Raw genomic sequence first — 22,897 nt, forward strand, 5'->3', positions numbered from 1 at the left:
ATCCGGATTCAAGAATTCAAGAGATCTTTGGAGTTGCCTGATGCAATCCTCTCGTTATGACGCGCTGGTCGGCTTCTTCGTGCTGCTCGGTGGCGCCGCCCTGCTGTTCCTGGCCCTGAAGGCCGGCAACCTGCTCACGCTGAACTTCCAGGACACCTACACCGTCACCGCCAAGTTCGACAACATCGGCGGTCTGAAACCCGGCGCGGCGGTCAAGAGCGCCGGCGTCGTGGTGGGTCGGGTCGGAGCGATCAGCTTCGACGACAAGACCTTCCAGGCCCGCGTGATCCTGAACATGACGCAGGGACCGGTGTTCCCCAAGGACAGCTCGGCCAAGATCCTGACCTCGGGTCTGCTGGGCGAGCAATACATCGGACTGGAACCGGGCGCGGCCGAGAAGAACCTCGCCGCGGGCGACATCATCACGCAGACGCAGTCGGCGGTGGTGCTGGAGAACCTGATCGGCCAGTTCCTCTATAACAAGGCGGCCGATGCCTCCGCGGCACCGGCCTCGGGAGAGAAACAATGACCACCACCCCCATGGCCGCACGCGCGCGCGGCGCCGCACGGACCGAGCTCGCCGCGGCGCTGCTGAGCGCGGCCCTGCTGGGCGCGGCCGCGCCCGCGATGGCGCAGTCCGCCGCCGATCCCCTGATCGCACCGCCGCTGGATCTCGCGCTGGCCGCACCGATCGGGCTGGCCGCCCAGGACGCGCTGCGCGCCGCGGTGCCGACCGGCGCCGACCAAGCCGCCGAGGACGCGAAGGACGCGCCCGAGGCGAAGGAATCCAAGGACGCCTCGGCCGATGCCGAGGACCAGGCCACGCCGCCGGCCAATGCCGCCTCGGCGGCTGACACCGCGGCCGCGGGTCAGGCCGGGGCCGCTGCTGCCGCGTCCGCCTCGGACGCCGCGCCCGGACCGCGCGTGCGCAACCGCTACGACCCGTGGGAGAACTGGAACCGCAAGGTCTTCAACTTCAACGAGAAGCTCGACGAGAACGTGCTGCGTCCGGTCGCCACGGCGTATTCGGACCTCGTGCCGCAGCCCGCGCGCCAGGCCGTGGACAACTTCTTCGGCAACTTCTCGGACGCCTGGTCGGCGGTCAACCTGTTCCTGCAGGGCCGCTTCAAGAACGGCGCGACGCAGACCATGCGCGTGGCGGTCAACTCGGTGTTCGGCCTGGCCGGCCTGATCGACATCGCCACGCCCGCCGGCCTGGAGAAGACCTCCGAGGACCTGGGCCGCACGCTGGGCTACTGGGGCGTGAAGACCGGACCGTACATCGTGTGGCCGCTGCTGGGTCCGTCGTCGCTGCGCGACTCGGTGACGCTGCCGGTCAACATCTATTACTCGCCGGCCTACCTGGTCGACGACGGCGAATACAAGTTCGCGATCTCCGCGCTGCAGATCATCAACACGCGGGCCAACCTGCTGCGTGTGACCGACATGCTCGACGGCATCGCGCTGGACAAGTACACCTTCGTGCGCGACGCCTACATGCAGCGCCGCAACATCAAGACGCGCAAGGAACAGGAAGAGGATGACGACGATTACGAAGTCATCTCGCCGGACGAGAAGCCGGTCAACCCGCAGAGCGATCGCTGAGCTCGAATTCAGCGTCGCAACAACCGGTAACGCCCGCGGGGGCGGCCGGTGAACCGGTATGGGACTTGCCACGTTGTGGCCGGGTCCCTGTCATGAAGAGAGAGAAAGGACACCCATGATTGCCACCAAACGACTGCTGCTGAACGCGATCGTGTCGATCGCCGCGCTGAGCCCGCTGGCCTCGTTCGCCGCGGATGCCTCCGCGCCGGACCAACTGATCCGTCAGCTGTCGATCGAGACGCTGGACGCGGTCAAGAGCGACAAGGCCATCCAGGGCGGTGACGTCAACAAGGTCATGGAGCTGGTCAACCAGAAGGTGATGCCGCATGTGGACTTCCAGCGCATCACGTCGTCGGCCGTGGGCCGCTTCTGGCGCCAGGCCACGCCCGAGCAGAAGCAGCGCCTGCAGGACGAGTTCAAGACCCTGCTGGTGCGCACCTATGCCGGCGCGCTGACGCAGGTGAAGGACCAGACCATCGCGATGAAGCCGATGCGCGCCGCGCCCGAGGACACCGAAGTCGTCGTGCGCACCGAGATCCGCGGCAAGGGCGACCCGATCCAGCTCGACTACCGCGTCGAGAAGACGGATGCCGGCTGGAAGATCTACGACGTGAACGTGCTGGGCATCTGGCTGGCGGACCAGTACCGCAACAGCTTCGCGCAGGAGATCAACGCCAAGGGCATCGACGGCCTGATCAAGTCGCTGGCCGAGCGCAACGCGCGTCCGGCGCCGGCTCCGGCCAAGAAGGGCTGAGCTCATGTTGAAGCTGCCGTCGCGGCTGCGCCTGGACAACGCGCCTGACGAATGGGCGCGTCTGGAGGCCGCGCTGCGGGCCGAGCTGGCGCAGGTCGGCAATGCCGCCGGGCGCGGCATCAGCCTGGATGCGAGCGGGTTGAATGACTTCGACTCCGCGGCGCTGAGCCTGCTGCTGAGCGCGCTGCGGCTGTGCGGCCAGGATGGCTGGCAGCTGACGCTGCTCAACGCGCCGCGTGAGCTGCGCGAGCTGGCCCGCGTGTACGCGCTGGAACACCTGTTCTGGGCGGACGCGGCGGTGCCGGCGGAGACGGTCGACGCCAAGGCGGCCTGAGCGTTCTTCCGCGCTCTCCACAAGCAACGACGGGCCGCATCAGCGGCCCGTTGGTCTTTCCGGCCGCGAGCGCGCTACTGCGCGTAGCGCTTCGTGCGCAGGTTGCGCTTGATCTCCTGCAGCATCGGGCGCAGGTTCTCGCCCAGGCGCAGCGCCACGCCGGTCGTGAGCACGTCCACGACGATCAGGTGCAGCAGGCGCGACACCATCGGGCTGTAGCGGTCGTAGTCCTCGGGGTGGTCAACGGCGAGCAGCACCTGGCCGGGCAGTTGCCCCAGCTGTGCCAGCGGTGAGCCGCTGGCGGTGATGATGATCGTCGTCGCGCCCTTCTTGCGGGCGATCTCGGCGGCGTCCATCAGGTCGCGGCTGCGGCCCGAGTTGGAGATGATCACCGCGCAGTCGCCCGGGCCCAGCATGGTGGCACTCATCAGCTGCACATGGCCGTCGGCGCAGGCGAAGGTGTTGGCGCCGAGCCGGAAGAACTTGTGCTGCGCGTCCTGCGCGACGATGCCCGAGTTGCCCACGCCGTAGAACTCGATGCGCTGGCGTTGCCGCGCGGTCTCGGACAACGCGGCGATGGCGCGCTCGAACGCATGGCTCGCGGCGTCGTTGCGGTAATGGAGCAGCGCGGCGACCGCGTTGTCGACCACCTTGACGATCAGGTCGCCCGGCTTGTCGTCCTCGTCCACGGCGCGGTGCACGAAGGGCACGCCCTCGTTGACGCTGCCGGCCAGCTTCAGCTTGAAGTCGGCGAGTCCGTCGTAACCGACGCTGCGGCAGAAGCGCACGACCGTGGGCTTGCTGACATGGGAGCGATCCGCGAGCTCGCTCACGGGCAGGCTCGCGAACGAGCGGGGATCGGCGAGCAGCAGCTTGGCCACACGCTGCTCGGCGGGCGGCAGCGCGGGCAGCGCGGCCTTGACGCGTTCCAGCATGCTCACGTCAGCATTCCTCGATCCAGGAGTGCCCGTCGCGCGCCACCAGCGCGCTGGACGCCGGCGGACCCCAGCTGCCCGCGACATAGGTGCGCGGGCCGGTGCTGTCCTGCTTCCAGAAATTCAGGATGGGCTCGACCCAGCGCCAGGCCTGTTCTTGCTCGTCGCTGCGCACGAACAGGTTCAGGCGTCCGGCGATGGCGTCCAGCAGCAGGCGCTCGTAGGCGCCCACGCGGGTGTGGGCGAAGGCCTTGTCGAAGTCCAGGTCCAGCGACACGGGGCTCAGCGCCTCGGTGCTGGAGCCGCCCTTGTTGGCCATCAGCTGCAGCTCCAGGCCGTCCTCGGGCTGCAGCTTGATGATCAGCCGGTTGGGGCAGCTGCTGCCCGGGAAGATCGGGTGCGGTACCGGACGGAAGTTGATGACGATCTGCGCGTCGCGCGCGGCCAGGCGCTTGCCGGTGCGCAGGTAGAAGGGCACGCCGGCCCAGCGCCAGTTCTGGATCTCGGTCTTGAGCGCGACGAAGGTCTCGGTGTGGCTGTCCGCGGGGATCTTGCCCTCGTCGAGATAGCCCGGCACCGGCTTGCCGTCGACATTTCCGGCGCGGTACTGGCCGCGCACCACGTCGCGCGCGACGCTCTCGGCGGTGAAGGGCTTGAGCGCGCGCAGCACCTTGAGCTTCTCGTCGCGGATCGCGTCGGCGTCGTTGGACGAGGGCGCTTCCATCGCGATCATCGTCAGCAGCTGCAGCGCGTGGTTCTGGATCATGTCGCGCAGCGCGCCGGTGCCGTCGTAGAACGGACCGCGCGTGCCCACGCCCAGGCCCTCGGCCAGCGTGATCTGGATGTTGGCGATGCTCTCGCGGCGCCACAGCGGCTCGAACAGCGCGTTGCCGAAGCGCAGCGCCATCAGGTTCTGCACCGAGGGCTTGCCCAGGTAATGGTCGATGCGGAAGGCCTGCGTCTCGGCGAACACCGAGCGCACGACACGGTTGATCTCCTGCGCGCTGGCCAGGTCGTGGCCCAGCGGTTTCTCCAGCACCACGCGCACGTTGTCACCGTTCAGGCCGGCGGCGCCGAGCTGCTGGCAGATCTGCGTGAACAGGTGAGGGCTGGTGGCCAGGTAGAACACGACCGTGTCGGCGTTGCGCTCGCCCAGCCATTCCTTGAGCCGCGCGTAATGGTCGGGCTGCGACAGGTCCATCCGGCGGTAATGCACCAGCTCGGAGAAACGCGCGAACTCCTCGTCGTTGGGCCGCTTGCCGGCCTCGACTTCCTGGAAGCGCTCCTTGAGCCACTCGCGATAACGCTCGTCGGTCTGCTCGTCGCGGGCGACGGCCAGGATGCGGCCGCCCTCGGGCAGCTTGCCGTGGCGGAAGGCCTGGAAGAGCGCGGGCATCAGCTTGCGCCAGGTCAGGTCACCAGTGCCACCAAAGAAGACGAGATCGAAGGACATGGGCGCGGCGCCCGCATCCGGGCGTAAGAGTTGTTGGCGATGTCTTGATGTAACGGAGTTACCGGAATTATGATGCCCCAGTTTCTTGGGCCGGTCAACGTGCGGCGCACCAGCGAGGGGAGTCCCCGCGAGCAGTTCTAATACGGGGTTTCCCCGTCCGCGTCGAGGGCTCCTGCACGGGCAAGGCCCGTTCCCCGATGCGTTCCGTCCGTTCCCGACCGCCCCTGGCGCCCACGCTCATGAACCAGCTCGAACAACTCAAGGCCTTCACCACCGTCGTCGCCGACACCGGCAACTTCAAGCAGCTGGCGCAGTTCACGCCGCGCGATGCGACGACCAACCCGTCGCTGATCCTCAAGGCCGTGCAGTCGCCCGACTACGCCCACCTGCTCGAGGACACCGTCGCGGCCAACAAGACCGACGCGCTGGACCTGATCGTGGACAAGGTGCTGGTGGCCTTCGGCCTGGAGATCCTGAAGGTCGTGCCGGGCCGCGTGTCCACCGAGGTCGACGCGCGTCTGAGCTTCGACACCGTCGCCACGCTGGCGCGCGCGCGCCGCCTGATCCAGATGTACGAAGCCGCCGGCATCGGCCGCGAGCGCGTGCTGATCAAGATCGCCTCGACCTGGGAGGGCATCCAGGCCGCGCGCGAGCTGGAGCTCGAGGGCATCCACACCAACCTGACGCTGCTGTTCTCGTTCTGCCAGGCGGTGGCCTGCGGCGAGAACGGCATCCAGCTGATCTCGCCCTTCGTCGGCCGGATCTACGACTGGTACAAGAAGTCCGCCGGCGCGAACTGGGACGAGGCCGCCAACGCTGGCGTCAACGACCCGGGCGTGAAGTCGGTGACGGCGATCTTCAACTACTTCAAGAAGCAGGGCATCAAGACCGAGGTCATGGGCGCGAGCTTCCGCAACATCGGCCAGATCCAGGCCCTGGCCGGCAGCGACCTGCTGACGATCAGCCCCGACCTGCTGGCCCAGCTGCAGGCCAGCGAGGCCCCGCTGACGCTGGCGCTCGATGCCGATGCCGCCAAGGCCCTGGACTTGCCCAAGGTCTCCTTCAACGAGGCGGCCTTCCGCTTCGCCCTCAACCAGGACGCCATGGCCACCGAGAAGCTGGCCGAAGGCATCCGCCTGTTTGCCGCCGATGCCGGCAAGCTGGATCAGATGATCGAAAGCCTGCGATGACCGAGTTCCCGCGTTGCGACCGCAGCCCGACCTGGGCGGCCCTGCAAAGCCATTTCCAGCAATCCGGCCGCGCGTTCGACGTGCGCCAGGCCTTCGCGGCTGACGCGGACCGCTTCGCGGCCTGGTCGCTGCAGGCGCCGGAGGTGTTCGCGGATCTGTCGAAGAACCGCATCGACACCCGCACGCTGGAGCTGCTGCTGCAGCTGGCCCGGGACGTGCAGCTCGAGTCGCAACGCGAGGCGCTCTTCGACGGCGATCCGATCAACGCGACCGAAGGCCGCGCGGTGCTGCACACGGCGCTGCGCGCGCCGGCCGGGCAGGGGCCGTTCTCGGACGAGGTGCAGGCCTCGCTGGACCGCATGCTGGCCTTCGCGGACGGCGTGCGCGATCGGGCCGCGAGCGGCATCACCGACGTCGTGCACATCGGCATCGGCGGCTCGGATCTGGGCCCCGCGATGGTCGTGCAGGCGCTGCAGTCCTACGTGCCGGCCGGTCTGAAGCTGCACTTCGTGTCCAACGTCGACGGGCACGACCTGGCCCCGGTGCTGCGCGACCTGAACCCGGCGACGACGCAGTTCATCGTCGCCTCCAAGACCTTCACGACGCAGGAGACTCTGGCCAACGCGCGCGCCGCCAAGGCCTGGTTCCTGCAGAACGGCGGCACCGACATCGCCCGCCACTTCGCCGCCACCACGAGCAACGCGGCCGCGGCGGCCGAGTTCGGCATCGACACCACCTTCGGCTTCTGGGACTGGGTCGGCGGTCGCTATTCGTTGTGGTCGGTGATCGGGCTGCCCATCGCGATCGCGATCGGCTCGGCGCAGTTCCGCGCGCTGCTGGCCGGCGCGCATGCGATGGACCAGCACTTCCGCACCGCGCCGCTGAACCGGAACCTGCCGGTCCTGCTGGGTCTGCTGGACGTCTGGTACCGCAACTTCCACGGCTTCACCAGCCGTTCGGTGGCGCCGTATCACCAGGGCCTGCGCCGGCTGCCGGCCTACCTGCAGCAGCTGGAGATGGAAAGCAACGGCAAGGGCGTGGACCGCGCCGGCGACCCGTTGAGCTTCGCCACCAGCCCGGTGGTCTGGGGCGAGGCCGGGACGAACGGCCAGCACGCCTATTTCCAGATGCTGCACCAGGGCACCGATGTGATCCCGGTGGAGTTCATCGCGGTGAAGACGCCCAACTTCGGCGCGCACATCGGCGGTGAGTTGCTGGACAAGCTCCAGGACCAGCACGTGAAGCTGCTCGCCAACTGCCTGGCGCAGTCGCAGGCGCTGATGCAGGGCAAGACGGCCGAGGCCGCGCGAGCGGAGTCCGCTCCGACCGCGTCCAAGGACCTCGATCCCGACGTGCTCGCGCGCCATCGCAGCTTCACCGGCAACCGGCCCAGCACCACGCTGCTGCTGGACGCGCTGACCCCGTCGTCGCTGGGCGCGCTGATCGCGCTCTATGAGCACCGCGTGTTCGTCAGCGGCGCCGTGTGGAACATCAACAGCTTCGACCAGTGGGGCGTGGAGCTCGGCAAGGCCCTGTGCAACAGCCTGCTGCCCCGTCTGGGCAGCGGCGACGCCTCGGGCCTGGACGGCTCCACCGCCGGCCTGCTGGCCAAGGTGCGGGGCTGAAGCTCTCCGGTCGCCCGATGATCGCCTTCTCCCTGATCGCCTTCTCCGATTCCAAGCAGTAGAGAACCTCACCGATGAAAATCGTGTTCGACTTCGGCGCCGTGCTGTTCCGCTGGCACCCGCCCAGCTTCCTCGCCCGCGTCTGGGGCCATCGCGCCGCCGATGAGATCCAGGGCGCCGCCCTCGCCAAGGACCTGTTCCAGGACTACAGCGGCGACTGGGGCGCCTTCGATCAGGGCCTGATCGACGCCGCCACCACTGCCGATCGCATCCACGCCCGCACGGGCTGGCCCCGCGAGGAGATCGTCGCCGTCATGGACGCCGTGCCTACGGAGCTCCAGCTCATCGAGGGCACCGCGACGCTGATCCAGGAATTGAAGGCGCAGGGCCACACGCTGCACTTCCTGTCCAACATGCCGGAGCCCTACGCGGACTACCTCGAGCAGACCTTCCCGCTCAAGGACTGGTTCGTGTCGGGCGTGTTCTCGGGACGCGTCAAGCAGTCCAAGCCCTCGCAGGCGATCTTCGACCTCGCGCTTGCGCAGTTCGACGCGAAGGCCGAGGACGTGCTCTTCCTCGACGACCATCCGGCCAACATCGCCGCCGCCAAGGCACTCGGCTGGCAGGCGCACCTGTTCACCACGCCGGAACTGGCGCGTCAGGATCTCGTGCGTCGGGAACTGCTGCCGGCCTGATTACTTCGAGGCGTCGTCTTCGTCGACCGTTGTCGGCGGAGCGGCCATCCGGAACGATTCGTCGGACCAGTGGCCCAGGTCGATCTGCCTGCAGCGCTCGCTGCAGAACGGACGCCAGACGTTGCTCGGCGAGAACAGGCTGTCACCCCCGCAGGTGGGGCAGGGAACGATGCGCGGCGCCGGCGTGGCGGGAATGAATCTCTCGGTCATGACCTACAGCTGTCAGGAACACAAAGTCAGTTCGAACGTGGCGTCCACCGGCGCCGGTTTCAAGCGCCCGTCCTCGTCCTGTCTCATCAATCGGATCGACACCATCAGCCGGTGTCCGCTGATCTCGGGCACCAGGCCCAGGCTCGGATCGATCCGCATGCGCAGCAACTGGAAACTCCGCCCCGGCGGCAGGCTCTGCTGATACTGCCCGCCATGCGCCGCCACCTTGTGCGGCGAACCGCTGTCGCGCAGCAGGCCCAGCAGCACGTTCAGCGCCTCGGCCATCGGCATCAGGGTCTGCGCCCACTGCATCAGGTCATTGCGACGCCGCACCGGCAGCAGCTGCTGCCACGCGTAATACGCCGGCAGGTCGAATTCGCAGGTGCCGCCCGGGATGGAGATCCGGCTGCGGATGCTCATCAGCCATTCATTGGTCGTGAGCGTGTGCCCGGCCTTGCCCGGCAACTGGTTGAGCTTGTCGAAGGCCGCATCGATCCGCCCCACGACCTCGTCCAGCACCGCCTCGGACACCGCCGGATTGCCGCGGTAGCCGTTGAACTGCGTGCGATGACGCTCGAGGTCCTTCAGCAGGTCCGCCTTGAGGTCCGCCCGCGACGCGACATCCATCACCTCGAAGATGGTGGCCAGCGCGTAGTGGTGATCCAGCGCGGTGTCCCGCGCCATCAGCTGTCCCAGCCGATCGAACAGGTGTTCCAGCCTGAGCATCGTGCGGATGCTCTCGTTGAACGGGTATTCGTAGAGGACCAAGTCGACATCCCTTTGCGGCAAGGGGCCATTGTTCCACAGTGCGTCGCCGCATCACCCCGACCGGGTGAGGGGTGGTCAGAACATGGGACGGGTCAGCAGTTGCCGGACCTCTTCGCGCAGTTGCGCCAGGCTCAATCCTTCGTTGTGGATCACCGCGTCCGCCGTGGCCCGCCGCTGAGCCCGCGTCGCCTGCTGTGCCACGATCGCGCGCACCGCCGCCTCCTCCAGGCCCGATCGCGCCATCACGCGCGCCACCTGCGTGTCTTCCGGACAGTCCACTACCAGCACGCGGTCCACCTGCTGTCGCCAGCGGCCGGATTCCACCAGCAGCGGGACATCGAACACGATCCGCTGTCCCGCCGCGGCGAGCCCCGCCTGACGCGCGGTCTCCGCGCCGATCATCGGATGGAGGATGGCTTCCAGCGCCCGCTTGGCCTGTGGATCGCGGAACGCCAGCTCGCGCATCGCCGCGCGATCCAGCGCGCCCTCCGCCGTCACGAATGCCGGACCGAAGCGCGCTTCGATCGTCGGCATCGCCGCGCCGCCGGGCAAGGTCAGCGCGCGCGAGATGGCGTCGGTGTCCACGAGCAACGCGCCGCCGAACTCCACCAGCGCCGCTGCGACCGTGCTCTTGCCGCTGCCGATGCCGCCGGTCAGACCGATGCGCATGGAAACCGCTCCCGCCCGCTCAGAGGGCGGTCAGCCCCAGCCAGCGCGAGACCTCGCCGGTCCCGATCAGCAGCACCGTCAGGCCGCCGCCCGCGAGGAAGGGACCGAAGGGCACATAGCGGCCTTCGCGCAGTCCGCCGCTGAACTTCAGGCCCAGCCCGACGATCGCGCCGATGACCGAGGCGATCAGCGCCACCGGGATCAGCATCTGCCAGCCCAGCCACACGCCCAGCGCGGCTAGCAGCTTGAAGTCGCCGTAACCCATGCCCTCCTTGTTGAAGAGCAGCTTGTAGGCCCAGTAGATCGTCCACAGCGACAGGTAACCTGCCACCGCGCCCAGCATCGCGCTGGACAGGCTCACCGGGATCCAGCCCATCCACGCGGCGACCAGGCCGAACCACAGCAGCGGTCCGTTGAGCTGATCGGGCAGCAGCGTGGTGTCCCAGTCGATGCCCGCGAGCGCGACCAGCGTCGCCGCGAAACCGCAGTACAGCAGCACCGCCGGCTGCGGACCCAGTCGCCAGGCGATGCCCGCGAACAGCAGGCCGGTCAGCAGCTCGACGAAGGGATAACGCGGCGAGATCGGCGCCTGGCACGACGCGCACTTGCCGCGCAGCCGCAGCCAGCCGATCAGCGGCAGGTTCTCATGCCAACGCAGCTGATGGCCGCAGTGCGGGCAGCGCGAACGCGGCCGCACGAGAGAGAAGGGGCCCTGGCGCTCGAGTGCCTCGCCCATCGGCTTCGCGGCTTGCGCCAGACGCTCGGTCGCCGCGGCATCCAGGCCGGTGTACTGGCGCACCTCGTCCTGACGCCCCAGTTGCTCGGCGCATTCGCCCAGCCACTCGTGGTGCAGGATCACCGGCGTCCGGTAGATCACGACGTTGAGGAAGCTGCCCACGCACAGGCCGATCAGGCCCAGGTACAGCGGCGACAGGACCAGACCCAGCACCGCTGGGTCCGTCAGGAACTCCCACATCGTTCAGACCACCGCGCCGAGCTTGAAGATCGGCAGGTACATCGACACGACGATGCCCCCGATCAATCCGCCCAGGAACACGATGATCAGCGGTTCCATCAGGCTGGACAGCGCCTTCACGGCGTCATCCACCTCTTCTTCGTAGAAGTCGGCGGCCTTGCCCAGCATGTGGTCCAGCGAGCCCGATTCCTCGCCGATCGACGCCATCTGCAGCACCATCACCGGGAAGATGCCGGTCGTCTGCATCGAGGTCGTCAGCGACGCGCCAGTCGACACGTCACGCTGGATCTTCTCCGTCGCCTCGACGAAGACGGCGTTGCCCGAGGCACCGCCGACCGAGTCCAGCGCTTCCACCAGCGGCACGCCCGCGGCGAACATCGTCGCCAGCGTGCGCGTCCAGCGCGCGACGGCGGACTTGTAGATCAGCTGGCCGAAGATGGGCACCTTCAGCAGCAGGCGGTCCATGAACTTCTGCATCTTCTCGGAGCGTTTCCAGCTCTGAAAGAAGAAGTACAGCCCGCCGAAGATGGCGCCGAAGATGATGTACCAGTAGGAGACGAAGATCTCCGACATCGCCATCACGAACAGCGTGGGGGCCGGCAGGTCGGCGCCGAAGGACTTGAACACGTCCTTGAAGGCCGGGATCACGAAGATCATGATCACCGCGGTCACGACGAAGGCCACGACCATCACCGCGATCGGGTAGGTCATCGCCGACTTGATCTTGCCCTTCAGCGCGACGGTCTTTTCCTGGTAGATCGCCAGCCGGTCCAGCAGCGCTTCCAGGATACCGCCCTGCTCGCCGGCCTCGACCAGGTTGCAGTACAGCGCGTCGAAGTAGAGCGGATGCTTGCGGAACGCCGTCGACAGCGACGTGCCGGTCTCGACGTCCTGGCGGATGTCGTTCAGCAGCTTGGTCAGGCGGGGGTTCGGACTGCCTCGCGCCACGATGTCGAAGGCCTGCAGCAGCGGGACGCCCGCGCGCATCATCGTCGCCAGCTGGCGCGTGAACACGGCGATGTCCTTCTGCTTGATGCTCTTGCCGCCGGAGCTGCGGCGCTTCTTGACCTTGGTGACCAGGATGCCCTGGCGGCGCAGCGACGCGCTGATCACCGCCTCGCCGCCGGCGCGCATCTCCCCGCGAACGATCTTGCCGTTGCGGTCCTTGCCTTCCCATTCGAAGACGAATTCCTTGATGCCCTTGTTGGCCGCGCTTTTCGCGCCCGCGGTGGTCGTTGCCATATCACCTCCTGCCGTCGCGCCAGCGGGCTGGCGCTCCCAATCTTTGAATCGTTCGAACCGATCCGGTGGCCGGACGCCAGACGCGCGAACGCGGCGCCTTCAAGCGCCGCGCTGTGCTCCCGGTGTCACTCGTTCGTGGCCGCCAGCACCTCTTCCAGTGTCGTGACGCCCGCCCGGACCTTCACCAGCCCCGACTGCCGCAGGTCACGCACGTTGTCCGCGCGCGCCTGCTCGGCGATGTCCATGGCCGTTCCCTCGGACAGGATGATCCGCTGGATTGCCTCGCTGATGGGCATCACTTGGTAAAGACCGACACGTCCACGATAACCATTGTTGCAATTCGAGCAGCCCACGGCCTTGTACGGCTTCCAGCTGCCATCCAGGTCCGCCTCCACGAAACCCGCGCGCAGCAGTGCGTCGCGAGGATATTCCGCCGGCGCCTTGCAGTTCTCGCACAGGCGCCGCGCCAGACGCTGCGCGGTGATCAGCAGCACGCTGGAGGCGATGTTGAACGGCGCCACGCCCATGTTCAGCAGACGCGTCAGCGTCGTCGGCGCGTCGTTGGTGTGCAGCGTCGACATCACCATGTGGCCGGTCTGCGCGGCCTTGATGGCGATGTCGGCGGTCTCCAGGTCCCGGATCTCACCGACCATGATGATGTCCGGATCCTGACGGAGGAAGGCCTTCAGCGCGGCGGAGAAGGTCAGCCCCGCCTTGTCGTTGACGTTGACCTGGTTGATGCCGGGCAGGTTGATTTCCGCGGGGTCCTCGACCGTCGAGATGTTCGTGCCGGGCTGGTTCAGGATGTTCAGGCAGGTGTACAGCGACACCGTCTTGCCCGAGCCCGTCGGTCCCGTGACCAGGATCATCCCGTAGGGGCGGTGGATGCAGTGCAGCAGCCGTTCCTTCTCGATCTTCTCGTAACCCAGCGCCTCGATCCCCAGCTTGGCCGAGGACGGGTCCAGGATCCGGATCACGATCTTCTCGCCGAAGAGCGTCGGCAGCGTCGAGACCCGGAAGTCGATCGCCTTGGAGCCGAACTTCAGCTTCATGCGGCCGTCCTGCGGCACGCGGCGCTCGGAGATGTCCAGCCGCGAGATCACCTTGATCCGCGAGGACAGCTTGTCCTTGATCGCGATGGGCGGCTGCGTGATCTCGCGCAACTCGCCGTCGACGCGGAAGCGGACGCGGTAGTGGTACTCGAAGGGCTCGAAGTGGAGGTCGGACGCCCGCATGTTGATCGCGTCCACCAGCATCTTCTGCAGGAAGCGCACGACCGGCGCGTCCTCGACGTCGGTGACCTCCTGCGTCTCTTCCTGTGGCGCCGACTCTTCCTCGGCGATGTCGAAGTCGAAGTCCTCGCCGGCGATCGCCTCGAGCGCCTCCGCGGCCGAGGCCGCCGTGATGCCCAGCAGCTTCGCGAGCTTGTCGTGCTCGACGATGATCCATTCCGGCGTCAGCTGGGTCGCGAACTTGATGCGCTCGACGACTTCCTGCTCGGTCGGGTCCGCCCCGCCGATGAACAGCCGGTTGCCGCGGCGCGCCAGCACCACGACCTGGTACTGCGCGGCCAGCTTGGCGTCGATGATGTTCTGCGGGAGCTTGTGCGCGTCGACCGCGTTGAGGTCCATCAGCGGCAGCGCGAGCGCGTGCGACAGCGTGTGCGCCAGGTCCGTGGGCGTGACCGTGCCGGAGGCCATCACCGCGTTGACGAAGCTGGTCTTCTTCTCCCGCGCGAGCTTGACCAGATCCTCGGCCGCCTGCGGCTTCAGCTTGCCCGCGTGCACGAGCACGCGCGCCACGCCGGAGAGCGCGGACTGAGGAGGTTCGGCCAATGTGGTGTCCACGGGTATCGCCATCGGTTGGGTCTTGCCGGATGCCGGCGCGGGCGCCGGAACTGCCCCTCACTTTACCCCCATGAACGCAGGGCCGGCGCCAGGGGTGCTCCCGGCATTCGCCGAAGTCAGACGCTTCGTGCAACTTCCTGCAATATCGGCCTTGGTCACTGGAAATTGAGACCGAAATGTGCGAGACCCCACGTTGGCGCCTCGAGCGCTGCCGCAAGTCCTGACCCCGCGTCACGCGCTCCTGCTGGCTGCGTGTTTGCAGCGCGCAATGAAAAACGCCGCGAACCTTACGATTCGCGGCGTTTGTCGATGTCCTGGTCGGGGTGAGAGGATTCGAACCTCCGGCCTCTACGTCCCGAACGTAGCGCTCTACCAGGCTAAGCTACACCCCGTTTTGGTCACTCGATCGAGGGTTGTTCTTAAGAACTTCTCTCCACCGACTGAGCCGCAAATTCTAGCAGGCTTTCTTTCCACTTGGAAAGAGGGAGCGACGACAAATGTTGTATCGCCTGTGCGACCTCCGCGCGGGCGGCCTCACGCGTTGCCTCCAGCGCGCCGGTGCGTCGCACGATCTGCACGATGTCCTGCAGGCGCTCGACCTCGCCGTGCTCGATCGCGTGACGGATCAGCGCGCGGTCCTCGTCGGTGCCGCGCTCCATCGCGATCAGCAGCGGCAGCGTGGGCTTGCCCTCGCGCAGGTCGTCGCCGACGTTCTTGCCCAGCGATTCGCTGGTGCCTTCGTAGTCGAGCGCGTCGTCGATCAGCTGGAAGGCCGTGCCCAGCGCGCGGCCGTAGCCGGCGCACGCGTCTTCCAGGTCCTGTGGCGCGTCGGCCAGCACCGCGCCCAGGCGGGCGCTGGCCTCGAAGAGCTTGGCGGTCTTGTAGCGGATCACGCGCAGGTAGCTGTCCACCGCGACATCCGGGTCGTGCATGTTCATCAACTGCAGGACCTCGCCCTCGGCGATCACGTTGGTCGCGTCGGCCAGCACTTCCAGCACGCGCATCCGGTTGACCGACACCATCATCTGGAAGGCGCGCGAATACAGGAAGTCGCCGACCAGCACGCTGGCCGCGTTGCCGAACAGTGCATTGGCCGTCTGCTTGCCGCGGCGCAGCGCCGACTCGTCGACGACGTCGTCGTGCAGCAGCGTGGCGGTGTGGATGAATTCGACCACCGCCGCGAGCTCGCGGCTGGCGGGGGAGTCCGCGCCCAGCGCGTTGGCGAACATCAGCACCAGCTTCGGGCGCATCCGCTTGCCGCCGGCATGAATGATGTACGCGGAAATCTGATTGATCAGCGCCACGTCCGAGCGAAGCCGCTGCGCGATCACGGCGTCGACTTCGTTCATCTGCGCATTCAGCGCCTCGAGGACCTCGGCAACTGGGGTAGAGGCCATGGGCTGCACTCTGAACTCACGGTGAGGGGAAGCGCGGATTATAGGAAGGCCCGCGCGAGGGTCGGACCGCGCCGTGACCTCCTGCGCACGCCGATGCTCGGGAAGCCCGTGGCTGCGGGCTTCGCGGCCTCTCAGGGTTTGCATGAATGCGGGTGGCTGTGCTACATTATCGGGCTCCGCATCTTTATGCGGTGTTTTTTCTTGGGCGATCAACGGGCCCTCTCGTGGGTCGCTCGCATGTGAAAGGGCTGATATGTACGCGGTCATAAAAACCGGTGGCAAGCAATACAAGGTTGCTGCTGGCGAAAAGATCAAGGTAGAACAGATTGCTGCGGAAGTTGGCCAAGAGATCGTGATCGAAGAGGTGCTGGCAGTCGGAAACGGCGCTGACCTCAAGATCGGGACTCCCTTGGTTGCTGGCGCCAGCGTCAAGGCCACCGTGGTGGCTCATGGCAAGCACGACAAGGTGCGCATCTTCAAGCTGCGTCGTCGCAAGCACTACAAGAAGAGCCAAGGCCATCGCCAGACGTTCACCGAGCTGGAAATCAGCGCGGTCAACGGCTGATCCGGTCTCTCTCGTAATCTGATCAAGGAGTAATCCATGGCACAGAAAAAGGGCGGCGGCTCAACGCGAAACGGCCGCGACTCGAAGCCGAAGATGCTGGGCGTCAAGGTGTTCGGCGGCCAGACCATCTCGGCTGGCTCGATCATCGTGCGTCAACGCGGCACGAAGTTCCACGCTGGTACCAACGTGGGCATGGGCAAGGACCACACGCTGTTCGCACTGGTCGACGGCACGGTGTCCTTCACCGTCAAGGGCGAGAACAGCCGCTCCACGGTCGTCGTCACGGCGATCTGAGCGACTTGATGTCCTGACGCCGCGACGCGGAGGCCCCGGCTTCCGCGTTCGGCGGACCCAGAGCCCCGGCTTCGTCCGGGGCTTTGCTTTTTCGGCGTTCGACACCTCGAGCGCCGCGCCGACCGCGAGTTCCGGCGAACCCTGACTCGCTCCGATTCAAAGCATGTCCATGCGCGGGAGCGCCGGGGCGTGAATTACGATAGCCCCGCTCCGGGACTGAAGGCCATCCATGAAGTTCGTTGACGAAGCCACCATCGATATCGCCGCCGGCAACGGCGGTGCGGGTTGCGCCAGCTTCCGCCGGGAGAAGTTCATCCCCTTCGGCGGACCGGATGGCGGCGACGGCGGCAAGGGCGGCAGCGTCTTCGCGATGGCCGACCGCAACCTCAATACGCTGATCGACTATCGCTACGCCCGCCGCCACGAGGCGCGCAACGGCGAGGCCGGCCGCGGTTCGGACCAGTTCGGCGCCGCTGCCGAGGACATCACGCTGAAGGTGCCCATCGGCACCATCGTGCGCGACCTGGAGACCGACGAGATCATCGCCGAGCTGCTCGAGCCCGATGTGCCGGTGCTGCTGGCCAAGGGCGGCGACGGCGGCTTCGGCAACCTGCACTTCAAGACCTCCACGAACCGCGCGCCGCGTCAGAAGACGCCCGGCTGGCCCGGCGAGGTCAAGAAGGTCAAGATGGAACTGCGCGTACTGGCCGACGTGGGCCTGCTCGGCCAGCCCAACGCGGGCAAGTCCACGCTGATCGCGGCCGTGTCCAACGCGCGTCCGAAGATCGCCGACTACCCGTTCACGACGCTGTATCCGAACCTGGGCGTCGTGCGCGTGGGTCCGGAGAAAAGCTTCGTCATCGCCGATATCCCCGGTCTGATCGAGGGCGCCGCCGAGGGCGCGGGCCTGGGTCATCAGTTCCTGCGCCATCTGCAGCGCACGCGCGTGCTGCTGCACGTGGTCGACCTCGCGCCGTTCAATCCGGATGTCGATCCGGTCGCCGAGGCCAAGGCCATCGTCAAGGAACTGAAGAAGTACGACCAGGACCTGCACGACAAGCCCCGGTGGCTGGTGCTCAACAAGCTGGACATGGTGCCGGCCGAGGAGCGCGCCGCCCGCGTCAAGGACTTCGTGAAGCGCTACAAGTGGAAGGGTCCGGTGTTCGAGATCTCCGCGCTGACGCGCGAGGGCTGCGAGCCGCTGATCCGCGCGATCTACGACCACGTGGCCGCGCTGCAGGCGCCGCCGGTGGAAGACCCGGACGCGCGTTTCGACGAGCCGACCATCGATCCGCCCAAGGCCTTCCAGGAAACGCGCAAGACGCGCGCCACCAAGGCCAAGGCGATCAAGGCGGCCAAGTCCGCCAAGGAAGACAAGGCGGAGAAGCCGCCCGAACGCGATCCGCGTTTCGATCCGCTGCCCTGACTTCCGGCAGCAGCCCTCGACTCCCTGATCCTCTGCACGCATGAGCAACGGCACGCTGAACGACGGTATGGATGGTGTCCTGAAGGACGCGCGACGCATCGTCGTGAAGGTGGGCTCGAGCCTGGTCACCAACGAGGGGCGCGGCGTGGACGCCGAGGCCATCGGCAACTGGTGCCGGCAACTGGCGGAACTCGCGCGGCAGGGTCGGGAGCTCGTGATGGTGTCCAGCGGCGCGATCGCCGAGGGCATGAAGCGGCTGGGCTGGGCCTCGCGTCCCAAGGAGCTGCATGAGCTGCAGGCCGCGGCGGCCGTCGGGCAGATGGGCCTGGCGCAGATGTACGAGACCAAGCTGCGCGAGCAGGGCCTGACCAGCGCGCAGGTGCTGCTGACCCATGCCGACCTCGCCGATCGTGAGCGCTACCTGAATGCGCGCTCCACGCTGCTGGCGCTGCTGCAGCACCGCGTGCTGCCCGTCATCAACGAAAACGACACCGTCGTCAACGACGAGATCAAGTTCGGCGACAACGACACGCTCGGTGCGCTGGTGGCCAACCTGGTCGAGGCGGACGCGCTGGTGATCCTGACCGATCAGAAGGGGCTGTACTCGGCCGATCCTCGCAAGGATCCCGAGGCGCGCTTCATCGATCGCGCCACGGCGGGCAAGCCTGAGCTCGAGGAAATGGCCGGTGGCGCCGGCACGAGCATCGGCCGCGGCGGCATGATCACCAAGATCCTGGCGGCCAAGCGCGCCGCCAGCAGCGGCGCCAACACCGTCATCGCCTGGGGCCGCGAGCCCGACGTGCTGCTGCGGCTCGCGCAAGGCGAGGCGATCGGCACGGCGCTGCTGGCCTCGACGGCCAAGCTCGCGGCGCGCAAGCAATGGATGGTCGACCACCTGCAGCTGCGGGGTCGGGTCGTCGTGGACGCGGGCGCGGCGATCAAGTTGCGCGACGAGGGCAAGAGCCTGCTGCCGATCGGCGTGCAGGAGGTCACCGGGGAATTCCATCGCGGCGACGTGATCGCGGTGATGGACCTCGCTGGCAAGGAGCTCGCTCGCGGGCTGACCAACTATGGCAGCGCGGAAGCGCGGCTGATCGCGCGCAAGCCGTCGTTCGACATCGAGCGCGTGCTCGGCTATGCCGCCGAGCCGGAGCTGATCCACCGCGACAACCTCGTGCTGCGCTGAGCGCGGCACGTCGCGGCGGGCGGATCAGTCCTTGGCGGGTTCCGCCGGGAGCTCCCCTTCGGCATCGTGATGCGGACGATGATCGCCATGGTCATGCCGATGATGATCGTCGCCCGGGCCGCCATGGCGGTCGCCGCGCGGAGGCGGGCGCATGCCCGCGCGCAGGTAGCGGTTGTGATGGTTCAGCCGCGGCAGGAAACGGGCGAGCTCCGTCAGCGCCATCTGGTAGACACCGCGCTTGAACTCGATGACGGCCTCCAGCGGCACCCAGTACTCGTTCCAACGCCAGGCGTCGAACTCGGGGTGATCGGTGGCGCGCAGGTTCATGTCGCTGTCGCGACCCATCATCTGCAACAGGAACCAGATCTGCTTCTGACCACGGTAATGGCCACGCGCGTCGCGCCGGATGAAGTGATCCGGGACTTCATAGCGCAGCCAGTCCCGCGTGCGCGCGATGATGCGCACATGGTCTGCGGTGAGGCCCACTTCCTCATGCAGCTCTCGAAACATCGCCTGCTCGGGCGTCTCTCCATGCTTGATGCCCCCTTGGGGGAACTGCCAAGAATGGGTGCGTATGCGCTTGCCCCAGAACACCTCGTTCTTGTGGTTGAGCAGGATGATGCCGACGTTGGGCCGGAAGCCTTCACGGTCGAGCATAATCAACCTCAAATCATTCGTTGGATTGATTATTGCACCGGGCCCGACGCCCGACGCGATCATCGCTAACCCTCGGTGATGTACGGTTTCTCCGCGGCGGCCCGGCTGACCGCGGACTTTTATTTTTTGCGCCCATGAAAGCCTCCCAGTTCTTCATCTCCACGCTCAAGGAAGCCCCTGCCGACGCGGAAGTCGTCAGTCACAAGCTCATGATGCGCGCCGGCATGATCAAGCGCCTGGGCGCCGGCATCTACAACTACATGCCGATGGGCCTGCGCGTGATCCGCAAGGTCGAGCACATCATTCGCACGGAGATGAACCGCGCCGGTGCGGTCGAGCTGCTGATGCCGGTCGTGCAGCCGGCCGAGCTGTGGCAGGAGACCGGCCGCTTCGACAAGATGGGCCCGGAGCTGCTGCGCGTGAAGGATCGCCATGGCCGCGACTTCATCATCCAGCCGACGTCCGAGGAGGTCGTGACCGACATCGCGCGCCAGGAGCTGCGCAGCTACAAGCAGCTGCCCAAGAACTTCTTCCACATCCAGACGAAGTTCCGCGACGAGCGCCGCCCCCGCTTCGGCATCATGCGCGGCCGCGAGTTCACGATGAAGGACGCGTACTCGTTCGACCGTGACAAGGACGCGGCCGGCCGCAGCTACGACGCGATGTACGCCGCCTACGGCCGCATCTTCGATCGCCTGGGTCTGCAGTACCGCGCGGTGGCCGCGGACACCGGCGCCATCGGCGGCGACCGCTCGCATGAGTTCCAGGTCATCGCCGACACCGGCGAGGACGCGATCATCTATTGCCCGACCAGCGACTACGCCGCCAATATCGAGCTGGCGGAAGCGCTGTCGCTGATCGCCACGCGCGGCGCGGCCACGCAGTCGCTGACCAAGACCGCCACGCCCGGCAAGGCGACCTGCGCCGACGTGGCCGAGCTGCTGAAGCTGCCGCTGTCGCAGACGGTCAAGTCGCTGGTGCTGGCCACCGACGAGCTCGACGACCACGGCACCATCGTCAAGTCGCAGGTCTGGCTGCTGCTGGTGCGCGGCGATCACGACCTGAACGAGGTCAAGGCCGGCAAGATCGAAGGCCTGAAGGGCGGTTTCCGCTTCGCGACGGCCGCCGAGATCGACGCGCACTTCGGCTGCAAGCCCGGCTACCTCGGTCCGATCGGCTTGAAGCAACCCGTGAAGGTCATCGCCGACCGCACGGTGGCGAACATGGCCGACTTCGTCTGCGGCGCCAACGAGGCGGACTTCCACTTCACCGGTGCCAACTGGGGCCGTGACCTGCCCGAACCCGATCTGGTCGCCGACATCCGCAACGTCGTCGAGGGCGATCCCTCGCCCGACGGCAAGGGCGTGCTGGCGATCCAGCGCGGCATCGAAGTCGGTCACGTCTTCTATCTCGGCACGAAGTACTCGGCCGCGATGAACGCGACCTACCTCGACGAGACCGGCAAGCCGCAGCTGATGGAGATGGGCTGCTACGGCATCGGCGTGACCCGCATCCTGGGCGCGGCGATCGAGCAGAACCACGACGAGCGCGGCATCATCTGGCCGGATTCGATCGCACCGTTCACGGTCGTGATCTGCCCGATCGGCATGGACCGCAACGAGGACGTCAAGGCCGCCGCGACGAAGCTCCATGACGAGCTGCTGGACCTGGGCGTGGACGTGCTGCTGGACGACCGCGGCGAGCGCCCCGGCGCGATGTTCGCCGACTGGGAACTGGTCGGTGTGCCGCACCGCGTGGTGATCTCCGATCGCGGGCTGAAGGAAGGCCAGGTCGAGTACCAGGGCCGTCGCGACGCCGCGGCGACCAAGCTGGCGCTGGCCGATGTGGTCGCGCATCTGAAGCAACGCCTGGTGTGAGCCCGGCTCGTCCGCCGCAGCGCGTCGCGGCGGTGGACGCGCTCCGCGCGCTGGCGCTGCTGCCGGTCGTCGCGGTCAACTGGGTCGGTTATCCGTCGCTGCCGGCCGGCGGGCCGATGAGTCCGCCGTCGCCGGCCGACAGCCTGTTCGCGCAAGTCCTGTCCTGGGCATTGCACGCGCTGATCGCGGGCAAGGGCATCACGCTGCTCGCGTTCCTGTTCGGCTACAGCCAGGGCCTGTCGCAGTCCCGTGGCGCGGAGGCGCTGGTCAAGCGCCGGCGCCGTCTGGGCAAGATGCTGGTGCTGGGGCTGTTGCACGGCACCTTGCTCTACATGGGCGACATCCTCACGATCTACGCGGTAGCGGGCTCGATCCTGGCGATCTGGGGCGGCCACACGATGGCTCGCCTGCGCGTGCGATTGCGCGTGCTGGTCGCGCTGGACCTGGCCGTGATCGCGCTGACCGTCGTGCTGTCGACCGTGGCGCTGGATCAGGAGGCCGCCGTGCCGCTCACCGCGAGCGCGGACTGGGTGACCTGGACCGCGCGCAACGGGGCCAACTTCCTCGTCACGACCTTCTTCTTCGTGCTGCTCGGGCTGCCGGGGCCGCTGTTCCTGATGACCACGGGCCTGATGGCGGCGCGGCTGCGGCTGTTCTCGCATCCGAGGTGGGACGGCGCGCTGGCGCGCTGGTCCCGGCGCTGGTGGTGGCCGGCGCTCGCGCTGAACCTCGTGTTCACCACGGCGCTGTGGCCGGGGCTGAGCACCGGCGATGGCGCGGCCGCGAGCCGCTTCGCGATCTTCTATCTCTATCCGACGATGCTGCTGCTGAGCGCGGCCGTGCCCGCCGTGGTGCTGCGTCTGAAGCGCGACGAGCGCCTGCTGGGCTGGCTGGCGCCGCTCGGCCGGCACACGCTGACGCTCTACCTGTTGAGCTCGGTGGTGAGCTTCCTGCTGTTCAGCGGTTTCGGGCTGGGGTGGATGCCCGGCACGGTGACGGTCGCGGCGCTGGCGCTGGCCTATTGGGTGGGCGGGCTCGTTGTCGCCCGGGGGCTCGGGGCGCGACGCCTGCCGCTCGAGCGCTGGTTGTCCAGCTGAAGATCCGCCTGATACGCTGCCTGCCCACGCCGCTGGCCCTCACCCCTCCCTCTCCCGCAAGCGGGCGAGGGGGAATTCCTGGCGCCAGGGGTGGC

Annotated in this window: 23 protein-coding genes and 1 tRNA gene; 13 read left to right on the forward strand and 11 right to left on the reverse strand. The window is 67.3% G+C overall.

What is annotated here, in order from left to right:
* Nucleotides 1-40 precede the first annotated feature (40 nt).
* From mlaD to ACNI65_RS01180, 4 genes are all read left to right on the forward strand, one after another.
* Nucleotides 41-529 carry an outer membrane lipid asymmetry maintenance protein MlaD gene (gene mlaD / locus ACNI65_RS01165; protein WP_416760723.1) on the forward strand — a complete coding sequence of 163 codons (489 nt, stop codon included), beginning with the start codon at nt 41-43 and terminating at the stop codon, nt 527-529.
* Nucleotides 526-1,605: a VacJ family lipoprotein gene (locus ACNI65_RS01170; RefSeq protein WP_416760724.1), complete on the forward strand. Its 1,080-nt coding sequence runs from the start codon at nt 526-528 to the stop codon at nt 1,603-1,605. Before mlaD ends, ACNI65_RS01170 begins: the two co-directional genes overlap by 4 nt.
* A 115-nt stretch (nt 1,606-1,720) precedes the next feature.
* Nucleotides 1,721-2,359, forward strand: coding sequence for an MlaC/ttg2D family ABC transporter substrate-binding protein (locus ACNI65_RS01175; RefSeq protein ID WP_416760725.1), 639 nt, complete (start codon nt 1,721-1,723; stop codon nt 2,357-2,359).
* A 4-nt stretch (nt 2,360-2,363) separates the two neighbouring features.
* A complete protein-coding gene (locus ACNI65_RS01180) occupies nt 2,364-2,693 on the forward strand; it encodes an STAS domain-containing protein (protein ID WP_416760726.1) in 330 nt (109 codons plus the stop codon).
* A gap of 74 nt (nt 2,694-2,767) precedes the next feature.
* On the opposite strand, the gene ACNI65_RS01185 is transcribed toward ACNI65_RS01180, so the two are convergent.
* Both ACNI65_RS01185 and zwf read right to left on the reverse strand, forming a co-directional pair.
* Nucleotides 2,768-3,628, reverse strand: coding sequence for a MurR/RpiR family transcriptional regulator (locus tag ACNI65_RS01185; protein ID WP_416763540.1), 861 nt, complete (start codon nt 3,626-3,628; stop codon nt 2,768-2,770).
* Between the two features lie 7 nt (nt 3,629-3,635).
* Nucleotides 3,636-5,081, reverse strand: a complete 1,446-nt coding sequence (gene zwf, locus ACNI65_RS01190; protein ID WP_416760727.1) for a glucose-6-phosphate dehydrogenase — start codon at nt 5,079-5,081, stop codon at nt 3,636-3,638.
* 239 nt (nt 5,082-5,320) lie between these two features.
* Between zwf and tal the strand changes: the two genes are divergently transcribed.
* From tal to ACNI65_RS01205, 3 genes are all read left to right on the forward strand, one after another.
* Nucleotides 5,321-6,271, forward strand: a complete 951-nt coding sequence (gene tal / locus ACNI65_RS01195; protein ID WP_416760728.1) for a transaldolase — start codon at nt 5,321-5,323, stop codon at nt 6,269-6,271.
* Nucleotides 6,268-7,896: a glucose-6-phosphate isomerase gene (gene pgi / locus ACNI65_RS01200; RefSeq protein ID WP_416760729.1), complete on the forward strand. Its 1,629-nt coding sequence runs from the start codon at nt 6,268-6,270 to the stop codon at nt 7,894-7,896. The genes tal and pgi overlap by 4 nt, the downstream gene beginning before the upstream one ends.
* 74 nt (nt 7,897-7,970) lie before the next feature.
* Entirely contained in the window at nt 7,971-8,591 is a 621-nt protein-coding gene (locus tag ACNI65_RS01205; protein ID WP_416760730.1) for an HAD family hydrolase, read from the forward strand.
* Here the strand turns inward: ACNI65_RS01205 and ACNI65_RS01210 are convergent, their stop codons facing one another.
* The 8 genes from ACNI65_RS01210 to ACNI65_RS01245 form a co-directional block, all read right to left on the reverse strand.
* Nucleotides 8,592-8,801: a DNA gyrase inhibitor YacG gene (locus tag ACNI65_RS01210; protein WP_416760731.1), complete on the reverse strand. Its 210-nt coding sequence runs from the start codon at nt 8,799-8,801 to the stop codon at nt 8,592-8,594.
* 12 nt (nt 8,802-8,813) lie between these two features.
* Complete coding sequence (zapD, locus tag ACNI65_RS01215) at nt 8,814-9,569, reverse strand: cell division protein ZapD (RefSeq protein WP_416760732.1); 756 nt, start codon at nt 9,567-9,569, stop codon at nt 8,814-8,816.
* A gap of 75 nt (nt 9,570-9,644) precedes the next feature.
* Nucleotides 9,645-10,238 (reverse strand): dephospho-CoA kinase, encoded by a 594-nt coding sequence (coaE, locus tag ACNI65_RS01220; RefSeq protein WP_416760733.1) that lies wholly within the window; start codon nt 10,236-10,238, stop codon nt 9,645-9,647.
* A gap of 19 nt (nt 10,239-10,257) precedes the next feature.
* On the reverse strand, nt 10,258-11,214 hold the full coding sequence (locus tag ACNI65_RS01225; protein ID WP_416760734.1) for a prepilin peptidase: 957 nt from the start codon (nt 11,212-11,214) through the stop codon (nt 10,258-10,260).
* Nucleotides 11,215-11,217: 3 nt separating this feature from the next.
* Nucleotides 11,218-12,456: a type II secretion system F family protein gene (locus tag ACNI65_RS01230; protein ID WP_416760735.1), complete on the reverse strand. Its 1,239-nt coding sequence runs from the start codon at nt 12,454-12,456 to the stop codon at nt 11,218-11,220.
* 125 nt (nt 12,457-12,581) lie between these two features.
* The gene (gene pilB, locus ACNI65_RS01235) at nt 12,582-14,315 is read right to left on the reverse strand and encodes a type IV-A pilus assembly ATPase PilB (protein ID WP_416760736.1); all 1,734 of its coding nucleotides are present in this window, start codon (nt 14,313-14,315) and stop codon (nt 12,582-12,584) included.
* Between the two features lie 303 nt (nt 14,316-14,618).
* A tRNA-Pro gene (locus ACNI65_RS01240) sits at nt 14,619-14,695 on the reverse strand.
* A gap of 27 nt (nt 14,696-14,722) precedes the next feature.
* Nucleotides 14,723-15,700: a polyprenyl synthetase family protein gene (locus ACNI65_RS01245; RefSeq protein WP_416760737.1), complete on the reverse strand. Its 978-nt coding sequence runs from the start codon at nt 15,698-15,700 to the stop codon at nt 14,723-14,725.
* Nucleotides 15,701-15,953: 253 nt separating this feature from the next.
* Between ACNI65_RS01245 and rplU the strand changes: the two genes are divergently transcribed.
* The 4 genes from rplU (at nt 15,954) to proB (ending at nt 19,171) form a co-directional block, all read left to right on the forward strand.
* A complete protein-coding gene (rplU, locus tag ACNI65_RS01250) occupies nt 15,954-16,265 on the forward strand; it encodes a 50S ribosomal protein L21 (RefSeq protein ID WP_416760738.1) in 312 nt (103 codons plus the stop codon).
* A 36-nt stretch (nt 16,266-16,301) separates the two neighbouring features.
* The gene (rpmA, locus tag ACNI65_RS01255; protein ID WP_416760739.1) at nt 16,302-16,559 is read left to right on the forward strand and encodes a 50S ribosomal protein L27; all 258 of its coding nucleotides are present in this window, start codon (nt 16,302-16,304) and stop codon (nt 16,557-16,559) included.
* Nucleotides 16,560-16,788: 229 nt separating this feature from the next.
* Nucleotides 16,789-17,985 carry an Obg family GTPase CgtA gene (gene cgtA, locus ACNI65_RS01260; RefSeq protein WP_416760740.1) on the forward strand — a complete coding sequence of 399 codons (1,197 nt, stop codon included), beginning with the start codon at nt 16,789-16,791 and terminating at the stop codon, nt 17,983-17,985.
* Between the two features lie 67 nt (nt 17,986-18,052).
* Complete coding sequence (gene proB / locus ACNI65_RS01265) at nt 18,053-19,171, forward strand: glutamate 5-kinase (RefSeq protein WP_416763541.1); 1,119 nt, start codon at nt 18,053-18,055, stop codon at nt 19,169-19,171.
* 24 nt (nt 19,172-19,195) lie between these two features.
* Here proB and ACNI65_RS01270 read toward each other — a convergent pair whose 3' ends face one another.
* Nucleotides 19,196-19,828: an RNA pyrophosphohydrolase gene (locus tag ACNI65_RS01270; protein ID WP_416763542.1), complete on the reverse strand. Its 633-nt coding sequence runs from the start codon at nt 19,826-19,828 to the stop codon at nt 19,196-19,198.
* Between the two features lie 134 nt (nt 19,829-19,962).
* On the opposite strand from ACNI65_RS01270, the gene ACNI65_RS01275 reads away from it, so the two are divergent.
* Both ACNI65_RS01275 and ACNI65_RS01280 read left to right on the forward strand, forming a co-directional pair.
* Nucleotides 19,963-21,705 (forward strand): proline--tRNA ligase, encoded by a 1,743-nt coding sequence (locus ACNI65_RS01275; protein WP_416760741.1) that lies wholly within the window; start codon nt 19,963-19,965, stop codon nt 21,703-21,705.
* Nucleotides 21,702-22,802 (forward strand): DUF418 domain-containing protein, encoded by a 1,101-nt coding sequence (locus ACNI65_RS01280; RefSeq protein WP_416760742.1) that lies wholly within the window; start codon nt 21,702-21,704, stop codon nt 22,800-22,802. The genes ACNI65_RS01275 and ACNI65_RS01280 overlap by 4 nt, the downstream gene beginning before the upstream one ends.
* Nucleotides 22,803-22,897 lie beyond the last annotated feature (95 nt).

The sequence above is a fragment of the Roseateles sp. So40a genome, assembly GCF_048081605.1.
Taxonomy (GTDB): domain Bacteria; phylum Pseudomonadota; class Gammaproteobacteria; order Burkholderiales; family Burkholderiaceae_C; genus Roseateles.

What these genes read in the sequence shown, in the direction of transcription:
- mlaD (WP_416760723.1), top strand. Translation starts at nt 41, where the DNA reads ATGCAATCCTCTCGTTATGACGCGCTGGTCGGCTTCTTCGTGCTGCTC.
- ACNI65_RS01170 (WP_416760724.1), top strand. Translation starts at nt 526, where the DNA reads ATGACCACCACCCCCATGGCCGCACGCGCGCGCGGCGCCGCACGGACC.
- ACNI65_RS01175 (WP_416760725.1), top strand. Translation starts at nt 1,721, where the DNA reads ATGATTGCCACCAAACGACTGCTGCTGAACGCGATCGTGTCGATCGCC.
- ACNI65_RS01180 (WP_416760726.1), top strand. Translation starts at nt 2,364, where the DNA reads ATGTTGAAGCTGCCGTCGCGGCTGCGCCTGGACAACGCGCCTGACGAA.
- ACNI65_RS01185 (WP_416763540.1), bottom strand. Translation starts at nt 3,628, where the DNA reads ATGCTGGAACGCGTCAAGGCCGCGCTGCCCGCGCTGCCGCCCGCCGAG.
- zwf (WP_416760727.1), bottom strand. Translation starts at nt 5,081, where the DNA reads ATGTCCTTCGATCTCGTCTTCTTTGGTGGCACTGGTGACCTGACCTGG.
- tal (WP_416760728.1), top strand. Translation starts at nt 5,321, where the DNA reads ATGAACCAGCTCGAACAACTCAAGGCCTTCACCACCGTCGTCGCCGAC.
- pgi (WP_416760729.1), top strand. Translation starts at nt 6,268, where the DNA reads ATGACCGAGTTCCCGCGTTGCGACCGCAGCCCGACCTGGGCGGCCCTG.
- ACNI65_RS01205 (WP_416760730.1), top strand. Translation starts at nt 7,971, where the DNA reads ATGAAAATCGTGTTCGACTTCGGCGCCGTGCTGTTCCGCTGGCACCCG.
- ACNI65_RS01210 (WP_416760731.1), bottom strand. Translation starts at nt 8,801, where the DNA reads ATGACCGAGAGATTCATTCCCGCCACGCCGGCGCCGCGCATCGTTCCC.
- coaE (WP_416760733.1), bottom strand. Translation starts at nt 10,238, where the DNA reads ATGCGCATCGGTCTGACCGGCGGCATCGGCAGCGGCAAGAGCACGGTC.
- ACNI65_RS01225 (WP_416760734.1), bottom strand. Translation starts at nt 11,214, where the DNA reads ATGTGGGAGTTCCTGACGGACCCAGCGGTGCTGGGTCTGGTCCTGTCG.
- ACNI65_RS01230 (WP_416760735.1), bottom strand. Translation starts at nt 12,456, where the DNA reads ATGGCAACGACCACCGCGGGCGCGAAAAGCGCGGCCAACAAGGGCATC.
- pilB (WP_416760736.1), bottom strand. Translation starts at nt 14,315, where the DNA reads ATGGCGATACCCGTGGACACCACATTGGCCGAACCTCCTCAGTCCGCG.
- ACNI65_RS01245 (WP_416760737.1), bottom strand. Translation starts at nt 15,700, where the DNA reads ATGGCCTCTACCCCAGTTGCCGAGGTCCTCGAGGCGCTGAATGCGCAG.
- rplU (WP_416760738.1), top strand. Translation starts at nt 15,954, where the DNA reads ATGTACGCGGTCATAAAAACCGGTGGCAAGCAATACAAGGTTGCTGCT.
- rpmA (WP_416760739.1), top strand. Translation starts at nt 16,302, where the DNA reads ATGGCACAGAAAAAGGGCGGCGGCTCAACGCGAAACGGCCGCGACTCG.
- cgtA (WP_416760740.1), top strand. Translation starts at nt 16,789, where the DNA reads ATGAAGTTCGTTGACGAAGCCACCATCGATATCGCCGCCGGCAACGGC.
- proB (WP_416763541.1), top strand. Translation starts at nt 18,053, where the DNA reads ATGGATGGTGTCCTGAAGGACGCGCGACGCATCGTCGTGAAGGTGGGC.
- ACNI65_RS01270 (WP_416763542.1), bottom strand. Translation starts at nt 19,828, where the DNA reads ATGCTCGACCGTGAAGGCTTCCGGCCCAACGTCGGCATCATCCTGCTC.
- ACNI65_RS01275 (WP_416760741.1), top strand. Translation starts at nt 19,963, where the DNA reads ATGAAAGCCTCCCAGTTCTTCATCTCCACGCTCAAGGAAGCCCCTGCC.